22 protein-coding genes are annotated in these 22,060 nt (G+C 69.3%); 6 read left to right on the top strand and 16 right to left on the bottom strand.

What is annotated here, in order from left to right:
• Positions 1–122: 122 nt before the first annotated feature.
• From ACFC0D_RS11125 to ACFC0D_RS11110, 4 genes are all read right to left on the bottom strand, one after another.
• The gene (locus ACFC0D_RS11125) at positions 123–2,693 is read right to left on the bottom strand and encodes an ATP-binding protein (protein WP_376433492.1); all 2,571 of its coding nucleotides are present in this window, start codon (positions 2,691–2,693) and stop codon (positions 123–125) included.
• Positions 2,694–2,977: 284 nt separating this feature from the next.
• A complete protein-coding gene (locus tag ACFC0D_RS11120) occupies positions 2,978–3,301 on the bottom strand; it encodes an STAS domain-containing protein (protein WP_024761898.1) in 324 nt (107 codons plus the stop codon).
• A gap of 127 nt (positions 3,302–3,428) precedes the next feature.
• Complete coding sequence (locus ACFC0D_RS11115) at positions 3,429–4,277, bottom strand: 3-hydroxyacyl-CoA dehydrogenase family protein (protein WP_376433490.1); 849 nt, start codon at positions 4,275–4,277, stop codon at positions 3,429–3,431.
• A 154-nt stretch (positions 4,278–4,431) separates the two neighbouring features.
• Positions 4,432–5,067 (bottom strand): TetR/AcrR family transcriptional regulator, encoded by a 636-nt coding sequence (locus tag ACFC0D_RS11110; protein ID WP_376433488.1) that lies wholly within the window; start codon positions 5,065–5,067, stop codon positions 4,432–4,434.
• Between the two features lie 71 nt (positions 5,068–5,138).
• On the opposite strand from ACFC0D_RS11110, the gene ACFC0D_RS11105 reads away from it, so the two are divergent.
• Genes ACFC0D_RS11105 through ACFC0D_RS11095 form a run of 3 tightly spaced genes read left to right on the top strand, consistent with a single transcriptional unit; the run spans position 5,139 to position 7,256 of the window.
• Positions 5,139–5,912, top strand: a complete 774-nt coding sequence (locus ACFC0D_RS11105) for an ABC transporter ATP-binding protein (protein WP_376433486.1) — start codon at positions 5,139–5,141, stop codon at positions 5,910–5,912.
• Positions 5,913–5,920: 8 nt separating this feature from the next.
• Positions 5,921–6,670, top strand: a complete 750-nt coding sequence (locus ACFC0D_RS11100; protein WP_376433484.1) for an ABC transporter permease — start codon at positions 5,921–5,923, stop codon at positions 6,668–6,670.
• A gap of 13 nt (positions 6,671–6,683) precedes the next feature.
• On the top strand, positions 6,684–7,256 hold the full coding sequence (locus ACFC0D_RS11095; RefSeq protein ID WP_376433482.1) for a cob(I)yrinic acid a,c-diamide adenosyltransferase: 573 nt from the start codon (positions 6,684–6,686) through the stop codon (positions 7,254–7,256).
• On the opposite strand, the gene ACFC0D_RS11090 is transcribed toward ACFC0D_RS11095, so the two are convergent.
• Positions 7,176–7,802: a hypothetical protein gene (locus ACFC0D_RS11090; protein ID WP_376433480.1), complete on the bottom strand. Its 627-nt coding sequence runs from the start codon at positions 7,800–7,802 to the stop codon at positions 7,176–7,178. The two genes, ACFC0D_RS11095 and ACFC0D_RS11090, sit on opposite strands and share 81 nt — an antisense overlap.
• A 154-nt stretch (positions 7,803–7,956) precedes the next feature.
• Between ACFC0D_RS11090 and ACFC0D_RS11085 the strand changes: the two genes are divergently transcribed.
• From ACFC0D_RS11085 to ACFC0D_RS11075, 3 genes are all read left to right on the top strand, one after another.
• Positions 7,957–9,174 (top strand): sensor histidine kinase, encoded by a 1,218-nt coding sequence (locus tag ACFC0D_RS11085; protein ID WP_376433478.1) that lies wholly within the window; start codon positions 7,957–7,959, stop codon positions 9,172–9,174.
• Positions 9,162–9,812: a response regulator gene (locus tag ACFC0D_RS11080; protein WP_376433476.1), complete on the top strand. Its 651-nt coding sequence runs from the start codon at positions 9,162–9,164 to the stop codon at positions 9,810–9,812. Before ACFC0D_RS11085 ends, ACFC0D_RS11080 begins: the two co-directional genes overlap by 13 nt.
• Positions 9,813–9,937: 125 nt before the next feature.
• On the top strand, positions 9,938–11,785 hold the full coding sequence (locus ACFC0D_RS11075; RefSeq protein ID WP_376433474.1) for a glycosyl hydrolase family 18 protein: 1,848 nt from the start codon (positions 9,938–9,940) through the stop codon (positions 11,783–11,785).
• A gap of 176 nt (positions 11,786–11,961) precedes the next feature.
• Here ACFC0D_RS11075 and ACFC0D_RS11070 read toward each other — a convergent pair whose 3' ends face one another.
• The 11 genes from ACFC0D_RS11070 to ACFC0D_RS11020 all read right to left on the bottom strand — a co-directional run bounded on the left by ACFC0D_RS11070 (position 11,962) and on the right by ACFC0D_RS11020 (position 21,961).
• On the bottom strand, positions 11,962–12,408 hold the full coding sequence (locus ACFC0D_RS11070; protein ID WP_376433472.1) for a DUF2550 domain-containing protein: 447 nt from the start codon (positions 12,406–12,408) through the stop codon (positions 11,962–11,964).
• Between the two features lie 144 nt (positions 12,409–12,552).
• Positions 12,553–12,927, bottom strand: coding sequence for a F0F1 ATP synthase subunit epsilon (locus tag ACFC0D_RS11065; RefSeq protein WP_352188973.1), 375 nt, complete (start codon positions 12,925–12,927; stop codon positions 12,553–12,555).
• Between the two features lie 111 nt (positions 12,928–13,038).
• On the bottom strand, positions 13,039–14,481 hold the full coding sequence (gene atpD, locus ACFC0D_RS11060) for a F0F1 ATP synthase subunit beta (RefSeq protein ID WP_376433470.1): 1,443 nt from the start codon (positions 14,479–14,481) through the stop codon (positions 13,039–13,041).
• Positions 14,481–15,398: a F0F1 ATP synthase subunit gamma gene (locus ACFC0D_RS11055; protein WP_376433468.1), complete on the bottom strand. Its 918-nt coding sequence runs from the start codon at positions 15,396–15,398 to the stop codon at positions 14,481–14,483. Before ACFC0D_RS11055 ends, atpD begins: the two co-directional genes overlap by 1 nt.
• A 20-nt stretch (positions 15,399–15,418) precedes the next feature.
• Positions 15,419–17,017 (bottom strand): F0F1 ATP synthase subunit alpha, encoded by a 1,599-nt coding sequence (gene atpA, locus ACFC0D_RS11050; protein WP_376433466.1) that lies wholly within the window; start codon positions 17,015–17,017, stop codon positions 15,419–15,421.
• A 133-nt stretch (positions 17,018–17,150) separates the two neighbouring features.
• Positions 17,151–17,966, bottom strand: a complete 816-nt coding sequence (locus ACFC0D_RS11045; RefSeq protein WP_376433464.1) for a F0F1 ATP synthase subunit delta — start codon at positions 17,964–17,966, stop codon at positions 17,151–17,153.
• A complete protein-coding gene (locus ACFC0D_RS11040) occupies positions 17,963–18,505 on the bottom strand; it encodes a F0F1 ATP synthase subunit B (protein ID WP_376433462.1) in 543 nt (180 codons plus the stop codon). Before ACFC0D_RS11040 ends, ACFC0D_RS11045 begins: the two co-directional genes overlap by 4 nt.
• 41 nt (positions 18,506–18,546) lie before the next feature.
• Complete coding sequence (gene atpE / locus ACFC0D_RS11035) at positions 18,547–18,813, bottom strand: ATP synthase F0 subunit C (protein WP_024761915.1); 267 nt, start codon at positions 18,811–18,813, stop codon at positions 18,547–18,549.
• Between the two features lie 94 nt (positions 18,814–18,907).
• Complete coding sequence (gene atpB, locus ACFC0D_RS11030; protein ID WP_376433460.1) at positions 18,908–19,717, bottom strand: F0F1 ATP synthase subunit A; 810 nt, start codon at positions 19,715–19,717, stop codon at positions 18,908–18,910.
• A gap of 225 nt (positions 19,718–19,942) precedes the next feature.
• Positions 19,943–20,359: a hypothetical protein gene (locus tag ACFC0D_RS11025; protein ID WP_376433458.1), complete on the bottom strand. Its 417-nt coding sequence runs from the start codon at positions 20,357–20,359 to the stop codon at positions 19,943–19,945.
• A gap of 264 nt (positions 20,360–20,623) precedes the next feature.
• Positions 20,624–21,961, bottom strand: a complete 1,338-nt coding sequence (locus ACFC0D_RS11020) for an MraY family glycosyltransferase (RefSeq protein ID WP_376433456.1) — start codon at positions 21,959–21,961, stop codon at positions 20,624–20,626.
• Positions 21,962–22,060: the final 99 nt, after the last annotated feature.

Raw genomic sequence — 22,060 nt, 5'->3', positions numbered from 1 at the left:
GCAGCGTCTGTTGTGTATACGCCACCGCGACACGCGGCGGCTGTTCTCGTCCGAACGCGTCGTGGATGACCGACACCGGCCCCGGGTGGGGTGAACGCACCCGGGGCCGTTGTCGTCGGGGGTCAGGCGGGGGTGCCTTCGGAGGTGGACGCTCCGGTGCTGGGCCCGCTGCTGAGTGTCGCCGAGGCGGAGTTGGACGGGTCCTCCGTCGTCGCCGAGGGCGTGGGGGTCGGTGACGTCGACGTCGAGGGGGTCCCGGTGGGGCTCTGCGACGGTGTCGCCGACTGCGACTGGGAAGGCGTGGGCCTCGTCGACTGAGTCTGAGTCGGCCGTGTGCCCGGCTTGGTCGACGGCGCCCCCGTCGTCGTGGCCGCCGGGCTCGTCGAGCCGTCCGGGGACGACGGGGTGTCCGAGGTGCCGGGCGTGCCCGGGGTCGTCGCCGAGCCCGAGGGGCCAGGGGAGCTCGGGGTGTCCGAGGGGTCGCCGGTCGCGTCGTCGGTCGGCTCGTCCGCCTCCAGGCCGTCGTCGCCGCCGTCCTCGCTGGCCGTCCGGTCGGAGGTGACGCGGTTGGAGCCCGGGTCCTCGGCGTTGCCGGAGGTGGCCCCGATCGTCACCACGGTGCCGAGCACGGCGGCCAGGAGCGCTCCCGTACCGACCGCGACGAGATTGCGGCGGGCCCCGGCGATGATGCCGAAGCGGCCGGCCTTCGTACCGCCGGCCTTCGTACCGCCGCCGGGCGGGGTGTCGGAGCGGGTGATGAGGGTCGGGCCCTCGTCGGCGAAGTCCGGGAACGCCGGGATCGGCGCGGTCCTGGGTGCGGTCGCCCGGAGGGGGACGATGGGCTTCGGGATACCGCGGGGCGGGGAGACGGACTCCTCGTACCGGGCGGCGGGCAGTTCGTCACCCGCCGGGGTGCGGTCACCGCCGAGGGGGCCGCCGGCGCGGTCGGCGACCAGGGCGAGCGCCCGGCGGCCGGCGACGGTGCCGCGCTTGTCGGCGAGGACCCCACGCATCCCGATGGACGCCTCGAGTTCGGCGCGGGCCCGCTCCAGGTTGCCGGAGCAGAGCGCGAGAACGCCCAACTCATGGTGGAAGTAAGCCTCTTCGGCCACCTCGCCGGCGATCCGGGCGCCCTCCAGGCCACTGCGCAGGGCACGCTCCCAGGCGCCCCAGTGGAGTCCTGCGGCGAAGGCCGGTGCGGCGCTGCGGGCGAGCTGCGCGGCGGTGGCGGGGTGGTCGGCGTCCGTGCCGGGTCGCAGCGCGGTCAGGGCGGCGAGCAGGGCGTCGGACTCGGCGACGGCGCGGGCGGGAGTCACGGAGGGGTGTCCGGCCCACCAGGCGTAGTGCTGGGCGACGGTGTGGGCCCGGACGGCGGTCTCCTCCTCGGTCCCTCCGTACCCCTGGGCGCGGAGCTGGGTGAGGACTCCGGCGGCGAGGCGGTAGCGGGAGCCGACCGGGGTGAGCAGGCCGCAGGTCATGAGCTCGCCGAGGGCGGCGTCCGCGTGGGTGTCGCCGACGAGGGCGGGGAGGTGGGCCTGGTGCGGCACCTCGCCGCCGAGAGCGACGGCGAACCGCAGGGTCTCCTGGGCGGAGCGGCTGAGCCGGGAGGCGAGCAGGGCGGCGGGGGCCGCGCCCTCGCCGAGGCTGGGCAGGGGTATGTCGCGCAGCTCGACGTCCGTGGCGTCCACCGGGGCCGCGTCGGTGGGCCCGAACGCTTCGTCCAGGGCGCCGAAGGCGTCGAACTCCGAGGGGGCGTCCTCCTGCGCTCCGAAGGCGTCGAACTCGGCGGGGGTGACCCGGAGCCGGTCGCGCTGCCGGAGCAGGGCGCCGGCCTGGACGAACCGCAGCGGCAGGCCCTCGGACTCGAACCAGAGGTCGCCCGCCCAGTTGGCCTCGTCGTCGGTGAGCGGCCGGTCGACGGCGCTCTCCAGGAGTTCGAGGGCGGTGGCCCGGCCGAGGCCGGTGAGGGAGACCTCTTCGACATGGGCGTCGGGCGAGGGTGCCGGGATGTCGGGGGTGGCCGCGAGCAGGAACGCGCACTCGGGGGCGGCGGCGAGGAGCTCGTCGAGGGTGGTGCCGCCGAACTCGAGGTCGTCGACGACGACGACGGCGCCGATGTCGTGGACCCGTTCGAGCAGGGCGGGGCGGTCGGGCCGGTGGTCCGGGGCGTGCTGGACGATGGCGAAGAGTTCGTACAGCAGCTCGGTGGGGGTCCGGTGGTGGCCGGAGAGCCGGACGACTCCGTCGGGCGCGAGGTCGGCGCAGTCCGCGGCGACGGTGTCGAGCAGGACGGTGCGTCCGGAGCCTGCGGGGCCGGTGAGGCGGACGGAGCGGCCACGGGAGAGGAGCTGAACGAGACGCTCGTGCTCCTCCTGTCTCTCGAGGAGGGGCAGCCGTGGGGCGGCGGGGCCCGGCGGTACGGGCGGGGCGACCGCACGGGCGGCCTCGACGCGCTCCTGGGCGGTGCGGCGGCGGGGCTGCGCGGGCTGCTCCCCCGGCGGGCACGCCTCGATCTCGCTGCCGTCGACGGGGTTGACGGTGAGCAGCAGGTCGCCCGAGACGACCCGGGCGGTGCGGACCCGGGCGGGGGCGGACGGGCCGCGCTCGGGCAGGAGACCACCACGGGTGTCGCGGGCGTCGTCGCCCTCGCGGTCGAAGCCGTACTCTTCCGGCTCCCGGTTCATCGGGTCCATGGTTCAAGCCCCCCAAAAGCGGTGCGTGCGGAAGCCCCTCCGGCCGATCTGCACGCTCGCTGTCGCTTCTGGTCCGGTGCCCGCCGGGTGGGTCCGTCAATGGGCAGGCGACCGAACCCTAGACGTTCTTCGAGTATCCGGGAACAGGCGGGGTGCCACCCCGCCCAAGACGTCACGGTCCGCTAAGGATTCACCCGGGACGCCGGTTTCTCACATCAGCTTCACAGGCGGTACGGCGTCGATTCATGCCGAGGTCCGCCCCGCCCCACTGCCGGGGGCGAGGATCAGACGCGGGGCAGGGACTCCGCCGCGAGCCCGCCTTCGATGGCGAGGATCCGGTGCAGCCGGGTCGCCACGAGCAGGCGCTGCATCTGCGGGGGAACCCCGCGCAGCACCAGCCGGCGGCCGCAGCGGCCGGCCCTGCGATGTGCGCCCATGATGACCCCGAGCCCGGTGGCGTCCCAGGAGTCGAGACCGGTCAGGTCGAGCACCAGGTCGCCGACTCCGTCGTCGACGGCCGAGTGCAGGACCGTACGGGCGTCCGCCGCGCTGCGCACGTCGAGGCGGCCCCCGACGACCAGCTCGACGTGGTCGCCCCTGATGTGCATATGCGCTCCCCGGGAGTGCTCCGTCTTTTCATCAACTGACTGCCGTCGGCGCAGAAGCGTTGCGCCTTGTAAGCGAACTGATACCGAATTCACCCTGTCGAGTGATGGCCCAAACGGCCGTCGGAACTCAGTGCTTGTAGAACCCCTGCCCGCTCTTGCGGCCGATGTCACCCGCGTCCACCATCCGGCGCATCAGCTCCGGCGGTGCGAACTTCTCGTCCTGGGTCTCGGTGTAGATGTTGCTCGTGGCGTTCACCAGGATGTCGATGCCGGTCAGATCGGCGGTGGCGAGCGGCCCCATGGCGTGACCGAAGCCGAGCCTGCACGCGATGTCGATGTCCTCGGCGGTGGCGACGCCCGACTCCTGGAGCTTCGCGGCCTCGACGACCAGCGCCGAGATGAGGCGGGTGGTGACGAATCCGGCGACGTCGCGGTTGACCACGATGCAGGTCTTGCCGACGGACTCGGCGAACTCCCGCGCGGTGGCGAGGGTGGCGTCGCTGGTCTTGTAGCCGCGGACGAGCTCGCAGAGCTGCATCATCGGGACCGGCGAGAAGAAGTGGGTGCCGACGACGGCCTCGGGGCGCTCCGTCACCGCGGCGATCTTGGTGATCGGGATGGCGGAGGTGTTGGAGGCGAGAACGGCCCCGTCCTTGACGGTCTTGTCGAGGGCGCGGAAGATCTCGTGCTTCACCTCCAGCTTCTCGAAGACGGCCTCGACGACGATGTCGGCGTCGGCGACCGCGTCTAGTTCGGTGGTGGCGGTGATCCGGCCGAGGGCGGCCTCGGCGTCGGCGGCGTCGAGCTTGCCCTTCGCGACGAAGCGGTCGTACGACGCCTTGATGCCGTCGGTGCCGCGGGTCAGCGCGGCGTCGGTGACGTCACGCAGTACGACGTCCCACCCCGCCTGGGCCGAGACCTGCGCGATTCCGGACCCCATGAGTCCGGCTCCGATGACGGCGAGCTTCCTGGCCACGGTCTTCCACCCCTTAACACCTGTTCACTTCTCCGACTCTCCGGCGGAGATTAGCGGGAGTGAGGCTTCATGTGACCGCTAAGTAATGCGCGTCACGCCCGGTTTGACGGACGTCACACTGACGACAGGCCCCGACCGGGTGACCGGGCGCCCTCTAGCCGCGAACCGCGTATGTCAGGACCCGCGCGCTCAGCAGCTCCTCGATCTCGTCGAGGAGGACGAGGGTCTCGCGGGAGACGGTGGTGGCCTTGCGGCCGGCGGTCATCTCACGGGTGATGTAGCCGACGGCGGTGTTCTCGATCCAGGCGATCTGTCCGCCGACGAGCAGCGGCAGCGGGTCGTCCTCGGCCGCCCCGGTCTCCTCGCGCAGGGTGGCGACGACCGCGTCGTGGACCTGCTGCTGGAGGTAGAAGAGCCGGGCCTTGAGCGTGGGGGCGTGCTCGATGACGTTCATGAAGGCGTCGAAGCCGTCCATGAGTCCGTACGCGGGCGAGACGGCGCCGATCTGCCCGCGCATCTCGCGCAGCACGGCATGGGCGGCGGACTCCCCGCGGTCTCGGCCCCGGATCATCCGCGAGAGGCGGAGGGTGACGCCCTCCATCCGGTCGAGGAACAGGTCTTCCTTGGCCGGGAAGTAGTTGTAGACCGTGTTGACGGAGACGTCCGCGGCGTCCGCGATCTCGGCGATGGTCACGGTCACGAAGCCGTGCTCCAGGAAGAGCCCGGTCGCGATGTCCGAGATCCGCTGCTTCGTCTCGCGCTTCTTGCGCTCCCTGAGCCCCTCAGCCATGCCCCCATCCTAGGGCCGCTGAAAACTTGGAGTCGTTGCAAAATTTCAGAGACTCTGTTTTTGTAGTCGCTATGCCAATCATCAGTACGGCCGGGCTCGCCCGGACCTTCGAGACGAAACTCGGCCCCGTGGAGGCCGTGCGCGGAATCGACCTGACCGTGCGGCCGGGCGAGATCCTCGGCCTCCTCGGACCCAACGGCGCCGGCAAGACCACCACCCTGCGGATGCTCACCACGCTGCTCCCGCCCACCGGCGGCGCGGCCACCGTCGCCGGCCACGACCTGCTCGCCGACCCCGCCGGCGTACGACAGCGGATCGGGTACGTCGCCCAGTCCGGCGGGGTCGACCCGCAGGAGACCGTGCGCTCCGAACTCGTCACCCAGGGACGGCTCTACCGCCTCTCCAGGGCCGACGCGACGGCCCGCGCCGAGGAGCTGGCCGGCGAGCTCGGCCTCACCGAACTCCTCGACCGCTCCACCGCGGCGCTCTCCGGCGGTCAGCGGCGGCGTCTCGACATCGCGATGGGTCTCACCCACCGGCCCGACGTGCTCTTCCTCGACGAGCCGACGACCGGTCTCGACCCGGGCAGCCGGGCCGACCTGTGGGCGCTGGTGCGCAGGCTGCGCGACGACTTCGGCACGACCGTCGTCCTCACCACCCACTACCTCGACGAGGCCGACGCACTCGCGGACCGGCTGGTGATCGTGGACAAGGGCGTCGTCGTCGCCGAGGGCAGCCCGGCCGCCCTCAAGGCGGAGCACGGCGTCACCACCCTCCAGGACGCCTTCCTCGCCATCACCGGGCGCGGCCCGGCCCCCGCCGACCTCTCCCCCGTCGCCGTTTAGGACTCGCCTTGCTCCTCCACGACACCGCGCTGATCTTCGGGCGCTACGCCCGCCAGACCCTGCGCTCCAAGTTCCAGATGTTGTTCGGCGTACTGATGCCGCTGCTGTACCTGCTCTTCTTCGGACCGCTGCTCGCCGACCTGCCGCTCGGCCGCGAGGGCGACTCCTGGCAGATCCTCGTTCCCGGCCTGCTGCTCCAACTCGGCCTCTTCGGCGCCTCGTTCGCCGGCTTCTCGCTCATCATGGAGAAGAACTGGGGTGTGGTGGAGCGCATGCGCGTCACCCCGGTCAGCCGGCTCGCGCTGCTCCTCGGCCGGGTCCTGCGCGACGCCTCGCTCTTCGTCTTCCAGGCCGTGCTGCTGGTGCTCGCCGCGCTGGCGATGGGGCTGCGGGCGCCGCTCGCCGGGATCCTGATCGGCTTCGTCTTCGTCGCCCTCCTCACCTTCGCGCTCGCCTCGCTCTCGTACGCGCTGGCGATGAAGGTCCGTACGCCGCAGGAGTTCGGCCCGACGATCAACGCGCTCTCGCTGCCCGCGATGCTGCTGTCCGGGCTGATGCTGCCGATGGCGCTCGCCCCCGGCTGGCTGGACGTGCTCTCGCACTTCATGCCGTTCCGCTATCTGGTGGACGCGGTACGGGACGCGTACGTCGGGCGATACACGACGACGACCATGCTCTACGGCGTCCTGGTGGCGGTCGCGCTCACGGCGCTCGCCGTGACGGTCGGCACACGGACGTTCCGGAGGGCCGGAGCGTAACTACGCTGGGGTCATGGTCAATCTGACGCGCATCTACACCCGTACCGGCGACCAGGGCACCACCGCGCTGGGCGACATGAGCCGGACCGCCAAGACCGATCTGCGGATCTCGGCGTACGCCGACGCCAACGAGGCCAACGCCGTCCTCGGCACGGCCGTCGCCCTCGGGCAGCTCGACGAGGAGGTCGTGAAGGTCCTCGTCCGCGTCCAGAACGACCTGTTCGACGTGGGCGCCGACCTCTCCACCCCGGTGGTCGAGGACCCGAAGTACCCGCCGCTGCGGGTCGAGCAGTCGTACATCGACAAGCTGGAGGCGGACTGCGACCGCTTCCTGGAGGAGCTGGAGAAGCTGCGCTCCTTCATCCTGCCGGGCGGCACGCCCGGTGCGGCACTGCTGCACCAGGCGTGCACGGTGGTCCGGCGCGCGGAGCGCTCCACCTGGGCGGCCATGGAGGTCCACGGCGAGACGATGAACCCGCTGACCGCCACGTACCTCAACCGCCTCTCAGACCTGCTCTTCATCCTTGCGCGAGTCGCGAACAAGGAGGTCGGGGACGTGCTCTGGGTCCCGGGCGGGGACCGCTGACTCCGGGTCGCCGGCCGGTGCCTTCTTCGGCCAGATCGCGTAGCTGAGCGCGATCAGGCCGTGGATGCCGACCGCCCGCCAGGCGACGTAGATCCAGCTTCGCAGCGAGTCGGTGTTCCCGTCGTCGCCGACGTACCAGCTCGCGAGCAGCAGCAGTCCGGACGCGACGGCAGCCGCCGTCACCGAGCCCAGCCAGACCTTGCCCTCGTGGCGGGCGCGTGCCATGCCGTAGCGCGGCGGCTTCACGGGCGGCGGCCCGCCGCCGAGACGGTGGGCGGCGTGGCCGTCCAGCCACTTCACGGTGCGGTGGCCATGGCCGACGGTGTAGCCGATGTACACCGCCGCGAGACCGTGCCGCCAGCTCGGCTCCGCCCCGTTCTTGAGGTCGATCGCGGTGACGACGAGCAGCAGGACTTCCAGGAGCGGCTCGCAGAGCAGCAGGGCGAGACCCGTCCGGGGCATCTTCAGCAGATAGCGGGTGGCGAGACCCGCGGCCAGCAGGACCCAGAAGCCCACTTCGCAGATCACGATCAGCATGACGATCACGGCGGTACTCCCCTTTCGGTTCCCCTCCAGCGTCGCGTGGCGATGCGGCCGGAACGTCGTCGCCGATGACGAAGTGCGACTACATCCTTCGACGGAGACCCGGATCGGCCCCGGCGGCGAGGCCCGGGGTCCGCCCGCCGTGTTGGATGGGAACGTGACACTCCCCCGACCGCACCGCGACGACCTGCTCATCGCCGCCGGCGGCCTCGCCATCGGCCTGCTGATGTGGTCCTTCGGGCTGCACACCCAGACCGACCGGCTGATCACCGCGCGGTGGGCGACCCTGATCCCTCTCGTCGTGATGGCCTCGATGGAGGCCCTGCGGCGCACGATGCCGCAGACGGCCCTGGCCGTCGGCACCGTCGCCCTCGTGGCGGACCAGTTCACCTACGGCAGCCTCGTGACCGCCCTGATGTTCACGGACCTGGTCTACTCGGCCGTGGTCTACGGGAAACCCGCCGCAGCCCGCCGCATCCCGTACACGACCGGACTGATCACGATCGGTGTGACGATCGGCTTCCTCGTCTGGTGGCAGAACGCGATCGCCCTGGTGGTCGGCCTGATCACCGGCATGGTGTCGTTCCTGCCCGCCGTCACCGGAGCCGTCGTCCGCAATCACCGCCAGGCCGCCGACGCCGCGCGGCTGCGCGCGGAGCAGACCGCGCTGCTCGCGGAGATGGACCGCAGCCAGGCCGTCGTGGCCGAGCGCGCCCGGATGGCGCGGGAGCTGCACGACATGGTGGCCAACCACCTCTCCGCCATCGCGATCCACTCCACCGCCGCGCTGTCGCTCGACGATCCGGGCACCACCCGGCAGGCGCTGACCGTGATCCGGGAGAACAGCGTGGAGGGCCTCGCGGAGATGCGGCGGCTGATCGGGCTGCTGCGGGACAGCAGCGGGGACGCGGAGCCGGCGGCCGCCCCCACCCTGGACGGGCTGGACTCGCTGGTGACGCAGGCGGCGACGAACGGGGAGTCGAGCGGGCTGACGTTCACGCTCGACGACAGCCGGAAGCCGGACGCGGGAGCGCTGCCGGCCCCGGTCGAGCTCGCCGCGTACCGGATCGTGCAGGAGTCGCTGACCAATGCCCTCAAGCACGCGGGCCCGGGCGAGGTGCGGGTGGAGCTCGGCGTCCGCCGCCCGGACGGCGCCCTCACGGTGGGGGTGATCAGTCCGCTCGGCGGGCAGCCGGGGCCGCGGGCCCCTGGTTCCGGGGCGGGTCTGGTCGGGATGCGGGAGCGGGTGGCGCTGCTCGACGGGGAGTTCGAGTCCGGTCCGGTGACGGCGGACGACGGGCGGAAAGAATGGCGGGTACGGGCGGTCCTGCCCGTCGGTACGAGCGACAGGGAGCCGCCGGCATGGTACGCGTAGTCGTGGCCGAGGATCAGAGCGCGGTCAGGGCGGGGCTTGTCCTGATCCTGGGCAGCGCGCCGGACATCGAGGTGGTCGGGGAGGCCGCGGACGGCGAACGCGCCGTGGAGCTGGCCCGCGAACTCCGCCCGGATCTGGTCCTGATGGATGTGCAGATGCCGCGGATGGACGGGGTGACCGCGACCCGGCTCGTGGTCTCCGAGGGCCTGGCCGACGTGCTCGTCCTGACGACCTTCGACCTCGACGAGTACGTCTTCGGGGCGCTGCGGGCGGGAGCGTCGGGCTTTCTGCTGAAGAACACCGAAGCGAAGGACCTGATCGAGGCGGTACGGACGGTGGCGCGCGGGGAAGGTCTGATCGCCCCGGCCGTGACGCGGCGGCTGATCGCCGAGTTCGCGGCGCCGCGCGCGCCGGTGCGTGGGCCGGGCGCGGCGGATCCATCCGTACTGGACGTACTGACCCCGCGGGAGCGGGAGGTGCTCTCCGCGCTGGGCAAGGGTCTGTCCAACGCCGAGATCGCGGTGCGCCTGGACATGGCGGAAGCCACGGTGAAGACCCACGTCAGCAAGGTGCTGGGGAAGCTGAAGCTGCGCAGCAGGGTACAAGCGGCCGTGCTGGCACAGGAGTTGGGGGTCTGACGGACCCGATCCGACGTTGGTCTGGACCTCTTGACGGTTGGTCCAGACCTTTCTACGCTCTCGGGGCGCGCGCACAGTTCACGGACCACCCCCAGCTTGTCCGTCCGCAAACTTGAGGAGCACCGTTGAGCACTCAAGCACCGACGCGCAGAACAGGGTTCAGACACCGGGCCGCCGCCGGTCTGACCGCCCTGATCCTGCCCCTGGCCGCCATGGTCGGCCTCGCAGCACCCGCCGAAGCCGCCGCGGCGGCCACCGCCACGTACACCAAGGTCTCCGACTGGGGCTCCGGCTTCGAGGGCAAGTGGACGGTGAAGAACACCGGCACCACCACGCTCTCCTCCTGGACCGTCGAGTGGGACTACCCCGCCGGCACCGCCGTCACCTCCGCCTGGGACGCCACCGTCACCAGCTCCGGCACTCACTGGACCGCCAAGAACGTCGGCTGGAACGGCACCCTCGCCCCCGGCGCCACCGTCTCCTTCGGCTTCAACGGTTCCGGCTCCGGCGCCCCCAGCGGTTGCAAGATCAACGGCGCCTCCTGCGACGGAGGCACTCAGCCCGGCGACAACGCGCCCTCCGCCCCCGGCACCCCCGTCCCCTCCGACATCACCAACACCTCGGTCAAGCTGACCTGGACGGCGGCCACGGACGACAAGGGCATCAAGAACTACGACGTCAAGCGTGACGGCACCACGATCGCCACGGTCACCGGACTCACGTACACCAACTCCGGGCTGACCGCCGGCACCGACTACAGCTACACGGTCGTCGCCCGCGACACCATCGACCAGACCGGCCCGGCGAGCGGCGCCGCGAGCGTCCGGACCACGGGCGGCGGGGGCAACCCCAACCCCGGCTCCACCGTGAAGCTGGGCTACTTCACCAACTGGGGCGTCTACGGCCGGAACTACCACGTCAAGAACATCGTGACGTCCGGCTCCGCCTCCAAGATCACGCACATCAACTACGCCTTCGGCAACGTCACCGGCGGCAGGTGCACGATCGGTGACGCCTACGCGGACTACGACAAGTCATACACCGCCGACCAGTCCGTCGACGGTGTCGCCGACACCTGGGACCAGCCGCTGCGCGGCAACTTCAACCAGCTGCGCAAGCTGAAGAAGGCGTACCCGAACATCAAGGTGCTGTGGTCCTTCGGCGGCTGGACCTGGTCCGGCGGCTTCGGCCAGGCCGTGCAGAACCCGACCGCCTTCGCGCAGTCCTGCTACGACCTCGTGGAGGACCCGCGCTGGGCCGACGTCTTCGACGGCATCGACCTGGACTGGGAGTACCCGAACGCCTGCGGTCTGTCCTGCGACACCAGCGGCCCGGCCTCGTTCAAGAACATGATGCAGGCGATGCGTGCCAAGTTCGGCGCGAACAACCTGGTCACGGCGGCCGTGACGGCCGACGCCTCCTCCGGCGGCAAGATCGACGCCGCGGACTACGCGGGCGCCGCGCAGTACATGAACTGGTTCAACGTGATGACGTACGACTTCTTCGGCGCCTGGGCCGCGCAGGGCCCGACGGCCCCGCACTCCCCGCTCACCTCGTACGCCGGCATCCCGCAGGCGGGCTTCAACTCCGCCGAGGCGATCGCCAAGTTCAAGGCGAAGGGAGTCCCGGCCAACAAGCTGCTGCTCGGCATCGGCTTCTACGGCCGCGGCTGGACCGGCGTCACCCAGTCCGCACCGGGCGGCAGCGCGACGGGCCCGGCGGCCGGCACGTACGAGCAGGGCATCGAGGACTACAAGGTCCTGAAGAACTCCTGCCCGGCCAACGGCACGGTGGCCGGTACGGCGTACGCGCACTGCGGCTCCAACTGGTGGAGCTACGACACCCCGGCCACGGTCACGTCCAAGATGAGCTGGGCGAAGAACCAGGGCCTGGGCGGCGCGTTCTTCTGGGAGTTCAGCGGTGACAGCGGCAACGGCGAGCTGGTCGGAGCCATCAACAGCGGGCTGAACTAGCCCGACGGAAAACGCGGCGGGGACGGTGCAGCACACCGTCCCCGCCGTCGTTTGTCCGAAACCGGCCACATTCTCCCCCAGACTTCGTCCGGGGGGACCCCCATCGAGTCGGGGCCGATCAGGCCACATTCTCCCCCAGACTTCGTCCGGGGGGACCCCCATCGAGTCGGGGCCGATCAGGCCACATTCACTCGCTGGCCCGGAGGTGCCGCCTCCAGCCAGGCGAGGAAGCCGGTGAGAGCGTCCTCGCTCATCGCCAGCTCCAGACGGGTCCCCCGGTGCATACAGCCCTGGATCACCGCGTCGGAGAGCAGCGCCAGCTCCTCCTCGCCCTCGGGCATCCGGCGCTCCAGGACCTCGATCGCCGAGCGCTCCAGGACGCGGCGCGGACGGGGCGCGTAGGAGAAGACACGGAACCAGGACACCTGGTCACCGCTGTAGCGGGCGACGCCGTACACCCAGCCCTTGCCGGAGAGATCCGGCTCCTCGGGGACGTTCCAGCGCAGGGAACAGTCGAAGGTGCCGCCGGCACGCTGAATCAGGCGGCGGCGCAAGCCGAAGACGAAGAGCCCGATCACCACCAGTGCGACGACCAGGCCGCACAGGAGCAGAGCGAGGAACATCTTCACCGACCTCCTCGCTGCGTCCCGTGACCGGCTTCGCCGGCGTAACCGAATACAACCTGCATATGCATCGCCTCAGCCGCGACACGGTCTGGAGAATTCCAGCCGTGCCGCGGCTGAGGGCACAACTCTCGGCGCGGTCCGCTAGCGGACCGCTACCGCACGCAACCGGACATCGGCGCGACGCTCGGCGGCGGCGTCCGACTCCGACTTGGCGCGCTCCAGCGCACGCTCGGCGCGCTGGGCGTCGATCTCGTCCGCCAGCTCGACGATCTCCGCGAGCAGAGACAGCTTGTCGTCGGCGAACGAGATGAATCCACCGTGCACAGCGGCGACGACGGTCTCGCCCTCGCTGGTACGGATGGTCACCGGGCCCGACTCCAGCACACCGAGCAGCGGCTGGTGGCCGGGCATGACGCCGATGTCGCCGGAGGTGGTACGTGCGATGACCAAGGTGGCCTCGCCGGACCAGACACTCCGGTCCGCGGCGACCAGCTCGACGTGCAGCTCAGCAGCCAAGGGTGGCTCCTCGGGTCACCACCCGGCGGTCGTGCCGGGTGTTGGGGTCAATTCTAATGGGCGTGACGAGGGGGGCGGGACACACCCGCCCCCCTCACGAGAGCACGGGGCTCAGGAGACGCCAAGCTCCTTGGCGTTCTTCTTGAGGTCCTCGACGCCACCGCACATGAAGAAGGCCTGCTCGGGGAAGTGGTCGTACTCACCGTCGCAGATCGCGTTGAACGCGGCGATCGACTCGTCGAGCGGAACGTCCGAACCGTCCACACCGGTGAACTGCTTCGCCGCGTGGGTGTTCTGGGACAGGAAGCGCTCGACACGGCGGGCGCGGTGGACAACGAGCTTGTCCTCCTCGCTCAGCTCGTCGATACCGAGAATCGCGATGATGTCCTGGAGGTCCTTGTACTTCTGCAGGATGCCCTTGACGCGCATGGCGGCGTCGTAGTGGTCCTGCGCGATGTAACGCGGGTCCAGGATCCGGGACGTGGAGTCCAGCGGGTCCACGGCCGGGTAGATGCCCTTCTCGGAGATCGGACGGGAGAGAACCGTCGTCGCGTCGAGGTGGGCGAAGGTGGTGGCCGGAGCCGGGTCGGTCAGGTCGTCCGCGGGGACGTAGATCGCCTGCATCGAGGTGATCGAGTGACCACGGGTCGAGGTGATGCGCTCCTGGAGGAGACCCATCTCGTCGGCCAGGTTCGGCTGGTAACCCACGGCGGAGGGCATACGGCCGAGCAGGGTCGAGACCTCGGAGCCGGCCTGCGTGAAGCGGAAGATGTTGTCGATGAAGAACAGCACGTCCTGCTTCTGCACATCGCGGAAGTACTCCGCCATGGTCAGACCGGCCAGGGCCACGCGCAGACGGGTGCCCGGGGGCTCGTCCATCTGGCCGAAGACCAGCGCGGTCTTGTCCAGAACGCCGGCCTCGTCCATCTCCACCATGAGGTCGTTGCCCTCACGGGTGCGCTCGCCGACGCCCGCGAAGACCGACACACCGTCGTGCAGCTTGGCCACACGGACGATCATTTCCTGGATCAGAACGGTCTTGCCGACACCGGCACCACCGAACAGACCGATCTTTCCACCCTTGACGTACGGGGTGAGAAGGTCGACGACCTTCAGGCCGGTCTCGAACATCTCGGTCTTGGACTCGAGCTGGTCGAAGGCCGGGGCCTTGCGGTGGATCGTCCAGCGCGGCGCGTCGGCCACGGTGGACTCGTCCGCGTTCAGCACCTGACCCAGCGTGTTGAACACGCGGCCCTTGGTGACGTCACCGACGGGCACCGTGATGCCCGTGCCGGTGTCGGTCACCGGGGCCTGGCGAACCAGACCGTCGGTGGGCTGCATCGAGATGGTGCGGACAACGCCGTCACCGAGGTGCTGGGCGACCTCGAGGGTCAGGGTCTTGGTCCCGCCCTCGACGGCCGGGTCCGGAACCTGGACGTTCAGCGCGTTGTAGATCTCCGGCATCGCGTCGACGGGGAACTCCACGTCGACGACCGGGCCGATGACCCGGGCGACGCGGCCCGTGGCGGCGGCCGTCTCAACAGTGGTCGTCATTACTTGTCACTCCCCGCGGTCGCGTCGGCCAGGGCTGCGGTGCCACCGACGATCTCGCTGATTTCCTGGGTGATTTCGGCCTGGCGGGCCGCGTTGGCAAGTCGGGAGAGGTTGTTGATCAAGTCTCCCGCGTTGTCGGTCGCCGACTTCATCGCGCGGCGCGTGGCGGCGTGCTTGGAGGCAGCCGACTGGAGCAGCGCGTTGTAGATACGGCTTTCGACGTAGCGCGGCAGAAGGGCGTCGAGGACGTCCTCCGCCGACGGCTCGAAGTCGTACAGCGGACGGAGCGTGTCCTGCTCGCCCGCCTCCTTCGCCACCTCATCGAGGCTGAGGGGCAGCAGCCGGGCCTCGACCGCCGTCTGCGTCATCATCGAGACGAACTCGGTGTAGACGATGTGGAGCTCGTCCACACCACCCTCGGCCGTGTCCTTCTCGATCGCCTCGATCAGCGGGGCCGCGATCTTCTTGGCGTCCGCGTACTCCGGCTGATCCGTGAAACCGGTCCACGTGTCGGCCAGCTTGCGCTCACGGAAGTTGTAGTGCGAGATACCACGACGGCCGACGACATAGATGTCGACCTCGCGGCCCTCGCTCTCCAGCTTCCTCGTCAGCGCTTCCGCCGCCTTGATGGCGTTGGAGTTGAAGGCGCCGGCCAGACCGCGGTCGCTCGAGAGGAGCAGGACCGCGGCACGGATCGGGTTCTCCACCTCGGTGGTCAGCGGGTGCTTGTCGTTCGCACCCGTGGCGACCGCGGTGACCGCGCGGGTCAGCTCGATCGCGTACGGGGTCGACGCCTGCACCTTGCGCTGCGCCTTGACGACGCGCGAGGCGGCGATCATCTCCATCGCCTTGGTGATCTTCTTCGTCGCGGTGACGGATTTGATGCGACGCTTGTAGACCCGGAGCTGCGCTCCCATGAGTCAGGTCCCTTCCGTCGTCACTTCGAGACGTTGACGGCAGCGGAAGCGTCGTCGCCCAGCAGCTTCCCGTCAGAAGTCTCGAACTGCTTCTTGAACTCCGCGATGGCGTCGGCCACGGACTGCAGGGTGTCGTCCGACATCTTGCCGCCCTCACGGATGGAGGCCATGAGACCGGAGTGGCTCTGGCGCAGGTACGCCAGCATCTCGGCCTCGAAGCGACGGATGTCGGCCACCGGGACGTCGTCCATCTTGCCGGTGGTGCCGGCCCAGACGGAAACGACCTGGTTCTCGGTGGGCATCGGCTGGTACTGAGCCTGCTTGAGCAGCTCGACCATGCGCTGACCACGCTCCAGCTGCGCCTTCGACGCGGCGTCCAGGTCCGAACCGAAGGCGGCGAACGCCTCCAGCTCACGGAACTGGGCCAGGTCGACACGGAGGCGACCGGAGATCTGCTTCATCGCCTTGTGCTGGGCGGAGCCACCGACACGGGAGACCGAGATACCGACGTTCAGGGCCGGGCGCTGGCCGGCGTTGAACAGGTCGGACTCCAGGAAGCACTGGCCGTCGGTGATGGAGATGACGTTGGTCGGAATGAACGCCGACACGTCGTTCGCCTTGGTCTCGACGATCGGCAGACCGGTCATCGAACCGGCACCCAGCTCGTCCGAGAGCTTGGCGCAGCGCTCGAGCAGACGGGAGTGCAGGTAGAAGACGTCACCCGGGTAGGCCTCACGGCCCGGCGGGCGGCGCAGCAGCAGCGACACGGCGCGGTAGGCGTCGGCCTGCTTCGACAGGTCGTCGAAGACGATCAGGACGTGCTTGCCCTGGTACATCCAGTGCTGACCGATGGCGGAGCCGGTGTACGGCGCCAGGTACTTGAAGCCGGCCGGGTCGGACGCCGGGGCGGCGACGATCGTCGTGTACTCGAGGGCTCCGGCCTCTTCCAGGGCGCCGCGAACGGACGCGATGGTCGAGCCCTTCTGGCCGACGGCGACGTAGATGCAGCGGACCTGCTTGTTCACGTCGCCCGAGCGCCAGTTGTCACGCTGGTTGATGATCGTGTCGACGCACAGCGCGGTCTTGCCGGTCTGACGGTCGCCGATGATCAGCTGACGCTGGCCACGGCCGACCGGCGTCATGGCGTCGACGGCCTTGTAGCCGGTCTCCATCGGCTCGTGGACCGACTTACGGGCCATAACGCCCGGGGCCTGCAGCTCGAGGGCGCGGCGGCCCTCGGTCGCGATCTCGCCGAGGCCGTCGATCGGGTTGCCGAGCGGGTCGACGACGCGGCCGAGGTAGCCCTCGCCGACACCTACGGAGAGAACCTCACCGGTGCGCTGCACCGGCTGGCCCTCCTCGATACCGCTGAACTCGCCGAGGACGATCGCACCGATCTCGCGCTCCTCGAGGTTGAGGGCGAGACCGAGGGTGCCGTCCTCGAACTTCAGCAGCTCGTTCGCCATGGCCGAGGGGAGACCCTCCACCTTGGCAATGCCGTCGCCGGCCAGGCTGACCGTTCCGACCTCCTCGCGCGAGGCCGCGTCCGGCTGGTACGACTGGACAAAGGTCTCCAGCGCGTCCCGGATCTCCTCCGGCCGGATCGTGAGCTCCGCCATCTGGGTTCCCTGCTCTCCTTGTTGGGCCCGAAGTCTTCTTGGGGGTCTGGGGGCCGACCCCCAGGAATCTTCTGCAATCTCTGCACGGCCCAACCGGGCCGCAGGTGATGCTGTGTTCAGTTGCCGGCTGACGTCAGCCGGCCAGTCGCCGGGTCGCCTCGTCGAGGCGCTCCGCGATGGTGCCGTTGATGACCTCGTCACCGACCTGCACCGTGATCCCGCCGAGGACCGCCGGGTCCACGTCGAGGTTCAGGTGCATCTGGCGGCCGTACAGCTTGGCCAGGACGGCACCGAGGCGCTGCTTCTGCTGGTCGGTCAGCGGCACCGCCGAGGTCACGACGGCGACCATCCGGTCCCGGCGCGCCGCGGCGAGCTTGGAGAGGGACTCGAGTCCCGCTTCCAGGCTACGTCCACGCGGCTGGGTCACGAGACGGCCGACCAGACGCTCGGTGACCGCGTTGGCCTTGCCGCCGAGCAGGCTGCGCAGCAGCTCGCCCTTGGCGGAGGCGGTGGCGGCCTTGTCCGTCAGCGCCGAGCGGAGCTCGGTGCTGGAGGTGACGATCCGGCCGAACCGGAACAGCTCGTCCTCGACGTCGTCCAGCGCACCGGCCCGCTGTGCCGCGGTGAGGTCGGCGGTGTTCGCCAGCTCCTCGGCCGAGTCGACCAGGTCACGCGAGGACGACCAGCGGGAACGCACCATGCCGGACACCAGGTCGACGGTCTCCCCGCCCACCTGGCCGCCGAGCAGTCGCCCGGCGAGCTCGGCCTTGGCTTCGCCCGCCTGCGCCGGGTCGGTCAGGACCCGACGCAGCGACACCTCGCGGTCGAGCAGCGCGGTGACTGCGGCCAGCTCGCCCGCGAGCTTCGCGGCGTCGACCGAGGTGTTGTCGGTCAGCGCGTCGAGGGACTCACGTGCGGTGGCCAGTGCTTCACGGCTCGCTCCGTTCATCGGACGGCCTCGGCCTTCTCCTCGAGCTCGTCGAGGAAGCGGTCGATCGTGCGGCTCTGGCGGGCGTGGTCCTCGAGGGACTCGCCGACCAGCTTGCCGGCCAGGTCGGTGGCGAGCTTGCCCACGTCCTGGCGCAGCGAGGTCGCCGCAGCCTTGCGGTCGGCCTCGATCTGCGTGTGACCGGCCGCGATGATCTCCTCGCGCTGGCGCTGGCCTTCCGCCTTCATCTCCTGGATGATCGCGGTGCCCTGCTCCGTCGCCTCCTGGCGAAGACGCGCGGCCTCATGGCGGGCCTCGGCGAGCTGGGCCTTGTACTGCTCCAGCACACTCTGGGCCTCGATCTGGGCCGACTCGGCCTTCTCGATGCCACCCTCGATGGCCTGCCGACGCTCTTCCAGAACCTTGTTGATGTTCGGGAGGAGCTTCTTGGCGAGGAAGCCGAAGACGATGACGAAGGCGATCAGGCCGATGACGAGCTCGTCAAGATGCGGGATCAGAGGAGGCTGGGGCTCCTCCGCCGCAAGAAGCAGAGCGTTCACATCAGTGCCTTCCGTAAAAAGGTGTGGGCTGTCGGTCCGATTTACTGGTAGACGAAGCCCATGACGATGCCGATGAGGGCGAGCGCCTCACAGAAGGCGAAGCCCATGATCTGGTTGGTGCGGATCAGACCGGCGGCCTCGGGCTGGCGGGCGAGGGCCTGCGTACCGTTACCGAAGATGATGCCGACGCCGACGCCGGGGCCGATCGCGGCGAGGCCGTAACCGATCGAGGCGACGTTGCCGACGACGTTGGTCTTGGCGCTGCCACCTTCGGCGGCGAGGTTGATCATGTCGAGAGCAGCGGACATGCCGTTACTTCCTTCTCTTTCAATGACCCGATGGGGGTTGGCCACCGGACGACTGTTGGATTGGGGGTGTAGCTGAGTCCCGGGCGGGAGTCGCTCAGTGGTGCTCGGCGAGCGCGCCCTGGATGTAGCTGCAGGCCAGGAGGACGAAGACGTACGCCTGGACGGCCTGGATGAAGAGCTCGAAGGCCGTCATCACGAGGACCATGACGAACGAGGCGCCGGCGTAGACGAAGCCCAGGCCGTTCATCAGGTACCAGGTGGCCAGCGAGAACATCACGATCAGCAGGTGACCGGCGAACATGTTCGCGAACAGTCGGACCGCGTGCGTGAAGGGCCGGATGATGAGGTTCGAGAAGAACTCGAGGACGACGACCATCGGGAGGATCGCGCCGAGGGACTTGTCGTAACCGACGATGTTCTTCCAGCCGCCGACGAAGCCGTGCTTCTTGAAGGTCAGCGAGATCCACATGACGTACACGATCAGCGCGAGACCGGCCGGGAAGGCGATCAGTGACGTGACCGGGAACTGGGCGAGCGGAATGATCGACCAGAGGTTCATGATCCAGACGAAGAAGAACAGCGACACCATGAAGGGGACGTACTTCTCGCCGTCCTTCTTGCCGATGATCTCGTAGACGATGCCGCGGCGAACGAAGTCGTAACCGGCCTCGCCGACCATCTGCATCTTGCCGGGGATCAGCTTGGGCTTGTTGAAGGCGGCCCAGAAGAACCCGACGACCACGATGGAGCCCAGCAGAGCAAGCAGCATCGGCTTGGTGATCTCGATGCCGGCCACCGTGGCGATGGGCTCGTACATGAACGTGTGCAGGCCCGGCGCCGGGAAGCCACATCCACTGAAGATGTGGCAATCCGGGTCGAAGGCAAGCGTCTGGTCAGCACTCACCGCGGGCTCCTTCAGCGTGGCGCATAGGTACGGCAACCTCGTTGTGTCGGCGCGGCACGCAGCCGCGGGTCGGCACTGGACTGGTCTTACGGATAAGGGGGCGGCGGTTCGGCATCGAGCCTCGCGCTGGGACAGGCGTCAGCTCGGATGCCCGCGCCCGCAGTGCCGCAGTTGGCACCGGACGATAGCAGGAAGCCGAATGCGCCTTTATCCCGGCCCTACCCCTCACGTCGACGACCCCGGCTTCTTGGGGTCGTCGATGTACATGATCTTGGCCTTCATGTAGGCACGCGCCTGCGCGGCGATCCAGACGAGGGTCGACGCGAGCAGGGTGAAGGCGAAAGCCTTGAAGTCGAAGAACGTGGTGTTCTTGAGCAACAGCATCAAGACGAAGAGAAGCAGCAGCTGGGTCGTGTAGAGCAGAAGACCCATCGCCTGGAACAGGTGCGGGTACGACTTCGCCGTCCGCTGGAGCACCACGAGCCCGATACCCATGAACGCGATGACGACCGCGCAGCCGATGACGGCGCCGATCGCGCCCTTCCCGCCGGCGACCACGCCGCTGATGACCGCGGCGATGGCGCCGGTGGCAGCAGCGGGAATGGCGGCTGAAAGAAGGATGCGTGCGTCGTTGGACGGCATGGCGGTGTCTCCGCTGTTGCTGGTGGGGGCGATGGTGTCGTCAGGGACGAGCGTAAGCCCGGTCCGAGGTGAGTCTCGGGGCCAATGGACCGTCGCACTACGGTCCTTCGGCTCTGTCGCCGGGTCTCGTGAACGGTATCACAAACTATTTGAGTAGTTCTTTACCCGTGAAGTGTGCTGACTGTCACACATGAGAGTTACCGCGCGCGTGTGTGCACGACGCGCGGTGGACTTGTCTGGTATTGGACGCCGATGTGGCGTTCGTCAACTCGGCGTTCCGGCCTTCCGCCGGTCGGTGAAGCGCGAACGGTGGCCGATGGCGGTGGCGCCGTTGACTCCGGCCGGGACCGGGATGCGCTCCTCCAGAGGCTCCCCCACGGAGGCGGAGACCGGTACCTCGGCTCCCGTGCCCATGGGCTCCGCAGCCACCCGCTTACGGCGCCGGTAGCGGGGCGGTACGAAGGACTCCGCCCACCGCGGGGCTCGCGGCGAGAAGCGCGGCAGCAGAAGCAGCACCAGACCGATCGCGCTGAGCAGTACCACCACGAGCACGATCCACATCGACGTCGAGTGCACCGAGTACGCGAGGGTCCCGAAGGCGATCAGCGCCGACCAGAAGTACATGATCAGCACGGCACGGCTGTGCGAGTGCCCGATCTCCAGAAGCCGGTGGTGCAGATGCCCGCGGTCGGCCGCGAACGGCGACTGGCCGTTCCAGGTACGGCGCACGATGGCGAGGATCAGGTCGGCCATCGGGATCGCGATGATCGTCAGCGGCAGGACGAGCGGGATGAAGACCGGCAGGGCGGCGTGGGTGGCCTCACGGGTCGAGCCCTCGAAGAGCTTCAGCACGTCCGGGTCGACCTGGCCGGTGATCGAGATCGCCGAGGCGGCCAGGATCAGGCCGATCAGCATCGAGCCGGAGTCGCCCATGAAGATCCGGGCTGGATGCATGTTGTGCGGCAGGAAGCCCAGGCACATGCCCATGAGGATCGCGGCGAAGAGCGTGGCGGGGGCGGCGGCCTCGATCGTGTAGCCGTACCAGAGGCGGTAGGCGTACAGGAAGAAGGCCGCGGCGGCGATGCAGACCATGCCGGCGGCGAGGCCGTCGAGGCCGTCCACGAAGTTCACGGCGTTGATGGTGAGGACCACCAGGGCGACCGTGAGGAGCGTGCCCTGCCCGCGGGTGAGGGCGACCGTGCCGACGCCGGGGATCGGCAGCCACAGGATCGTCAGACCCTGGATCACCATCACGCCGGCGGAGATCATCTGCGCGCCCAGCTTGATCAGGGCGTCCAGCTCGAACTTGTCGTCGAGGACACCGATCAGCCAGATCAGCGCGGCTCCCGACAGCAGCGCCCGGGGTTCGTTGGAGAGCTCGAAGACGCTGTTGAGGTTCTGGAGGTGGTCGGCGACCAGCAGTCCGGCGCACAGCCCGAAGAACATGGCGATGCCACCGAGCCGCGGAGTCGGTTCTCGGTGTACGTCTCGGGCACGGATCTCCGGCATCGCCCCGGTCGCGATGGCGAACTTCCGCACCGGACCGGTCAGCAGATAGGTCACCGCGGCCGTGACACAGAGCGTCAGCAGGTAATCACGCACGGGCTGCCCCACAGGAATCGCTGGCCATCTCAGCCCCACACCCTAGCCGTGCTGTCCATGTGCTTGAGGACATTCGGCCCGTGAGGATGGTTGCGCTCC

Source organism: Streptomyces sp. NPDC056222 (assembly GCF_042264065.1).
In the GTDB taxonomy this organism is placed as follows: Bacteria; Actinomycetota; Actinomycetes; order Streptomycetales; family Streptomycetaceae; genus Streptomyces.
The sequence above is the reverse complement of the archived record's forward strand: the minus strand, read 5'-3'. Positions and strand labels throughout refer to the sequence as shown.